2 protein-coding genes and 2 pseudogenes are annotated in these 2,330 nt (G+C 55.6%); 3 read left to right on the top strand and 1 reads right to left on the bottom strand.

Annotated elements, in window-relative coordinates:
• Positions 1–163: 163 nt before the first annotated feature.
• From MAMT_RS05095 to MAMT_RS05085, 3 genes and pseudogenes are all read left to right on the top strand, one after another.
• A pseudogene (locus MAMT_RS05095) lies at positions 164–355 on the top strand (IS1634 family transposase N-terminal domain-related protein); the annotation flags it as partial.
• Complete coding sequence (locus MAMT_RS05090) at positions 355–693, top strand: transposase (protein WP_142659924.1); 339 nt, start codon at positions 355–357, stop codon at positions 691–693. The pseudogene MAMT_RS05095 and the gene MAMT_RS05090, both read left to right, overlap by 1 nt.
• Before the next feature lie 37 nt (positions 694–730).
• Positions 731–946: pseudogene (locus tag MAMT_RS05085) on the top strand (IS3 family transposase); the annotation flags it as partial.
• Positions 947–1,185: 239 nt separating this feature from the next.
• On the opposite strand, the gene MAMT_RS05080 reads toward MAMT_RS05085, so the two are convergent.
• Entirely contained in the window at positions 1,186–2,106 is a 921-nt protein-coding gene (locus MAMT_RS05080) for a LysR substrate-binding domain-containing protein (protein ID WP_142659923.1), read from the bottom strand.
• Positions 2,107–2,330 lie beyond the last annotated feature (224 nt).

Here is a 2,330-nt window from a genome sequence, read left to right as displayed (position 1 = left end):
AGTGGACCCCGATGGCAAGACAGATTTCCTCCGAATTTACCCGATCTTCCTCAGCTTTTTGACCATTTTGTCGACGCATCAATGACTTCCACGCATTTGTGTAGGACCTATTGTCTACAATATGTACTTGCCCATTAATCGGGCTACTCGCTAATGCGTAGGCATGCATTTGCAAGAGGTCCGCACACGGCGCAACGGGAAGGTCTATTGCTCCTACGTGATCCGGGAGTCCTACCGGGTGGGCAAGCAGGTCAAGACACGGCTGATCGCCAACGTCACCCATGTGCCGGAGGATGCCCGAAAAGCGCTGGCCGTCGCTTTGCGGAAGAAGTCGCTGGTCTCTCTCGACGAGTTGTGAAGTGCTCCCTAAAAATCCGACTAGTGGTTAAGCTAAGAAGGAAGCCCACTGGAATCACAGACAAGACAAGCAAACGGACGCGTCGTCGGCACAGCGCGGAGTTCAAGGCCAAAGTGGTCGTCGCGGCGCTGCGCGAGGACAAAACGATCAACCAATTGAGCACGGAATTTGGGGTGCATCCGGTCGTGATCGGGCACTGGAAGAAGCAAGCGCTGCTGGCTCTGTCTGGAGTCTTTGGCCGGCGCGCAGAGCGCGAGACCCAAGCCGTCGAGTCGCGGGAGCGGGAGCTCTTTGAGCAGATTGGGCGGCTAAGAGGTGGAAAACCGCTGGCTTAAAAAAAGTTCGGCCCTCTCGCTTGAGGCTCGTCGCGCTATGATTGACAGCCGAGGCGAGCTATCCGTGCGTCGCCATTGCGAGTTGCTCGGGCTGGACCGCAGCGGGCTTTACTACGAGCCGTTGGGTCCGAATGCCCAGGAGATCGCGTTGTGTCATCGCCTGGACGAGCTTTACACGGCGCATCCGTTCTACGGTGTGCGCCGGATGACCGAGGCACTGCGGCGCGAAGGAGGAACCGCAAATCCCAAGCGGGTGCGGCGTTTGATCGGGCTCTTCTCCAAGATCCCCGCCGACATCAACGCTTTGCTCCAAAAGCTTGACCTGCTCCCGCTCTTTGCTCGCCCGCCCAAACAGGCCATGTAGGTAGAACGAAAAACTCTTAGCGTTCTGCTGCAATCAGTTGCGACACTACACATCGGAAGTTCGGATATCAGTCTAAAAACCGCTTCCATTGGTCGGACGGATGGGGAGCACCTCAGCCAAGGAACAACTTATTGGACGAAAGGATCGATCTGTTTTTGTAGCGCAGCTTTTTGCGACCGCACGATTTCCAAGAAGGCGTTCAAGGTTGGGCGTTGCACGGATTTGGGCCAAATGGTGCAAAAACAAATCGGATTGGACGGCTCCGCGAGCGGTCGACGAATCGTCTTTTGGTCAGCCAACCCTCGCAAGAAGCCTGGAAGCAGGCCTACACCGAGTTTACATTCTATCAAGGCGAAGACCGTCATGATCATACTGGGTTGATGGGTGATCTTGGGCGAGAAGCCGGCGCGGCGACACGTCTCGATGGCCAAATCGAATAACATGGGCGATTCCGATCGAAGCAGGAAAATGAAGGATTCATTGGCGAGTGTTTCCAGTTTGATCTTTTCTTCGCTAGCCAACGGATGACCAGGAGGAAGAGCCACGTAGAGGTGGTCGCGATAAAGGATCTCCTCGTTGAAGGAAGCCCGTCGAGCAATCGGTAGCGGACGAGAAAATCCAAGATCGAGCCTTCCCTCATCGAACGCCGTTAATTGCTCAGTGGGACTCAGATGAGTGAGCTGAAGATCCACATCCGGATAACGACGGCGATAGGCTTCTACCAAAGGCGGAAGCAAATCCACCATGGCTGGCGCGATGAAGCCGATGCGAAGCACGCCGATTTCGCCGTGCGCAGCTAGCCGGGTCAGACGCTGGGCTTCGCCAAGTTTTGCTAGAAGTTTTTCGGATTCAGATAGAAAGGTGGCACCTGCGGCGGTAAGCCGAACGAGGCGGTTGTTGCGGAGGAACAGCTTCACGCCAAGCTCTTCCTCCAGGTCGAGGATCGTTTGGCTGATCGCTGGCTGTGCCACATGCAAGCGCCGTGAAGCCTCGCTATAGTTCAGGTATTGGGCAACGGCAACAAAGTAGCGAAGATGGCGCAGTTCCATCGGATGGCCCAGATGCTCCCCGTCTGTCCGACCATGGAAGCGATTTTTCGACTAATATTTTGAACCTGACTTTTTTCCCTATTTGGAATCGAGAGAGGCTGGAGGCACTAGGCCGTTGCCCGTCCCCTCCCCGCTCATTCTTGAGGTGGCCTCTAATACCTCCAAGGGCGTCCGATAATCAAGCCCCTGATGCAGTCGTTTTAAGTGGACCCCGATGGCAAGAC

Origin of the sequence: Methylacidimicrobium tartarophylax, assembly GCF_902143375.2 — a bacterium.
Taxonomy (GTDB): Bacteria; Verrucomicrobiota; Verrucomicrobiia; order Methylacidiphilales; family Methylacidiphilaceae; genus Methylacidimicrobium; species Methylacidimicrobium tartarophylax.
Note: the sequence above shows the minus strand (reverse complement) of the source record. Positions and strands in the feature narration are given on the sequence as shown.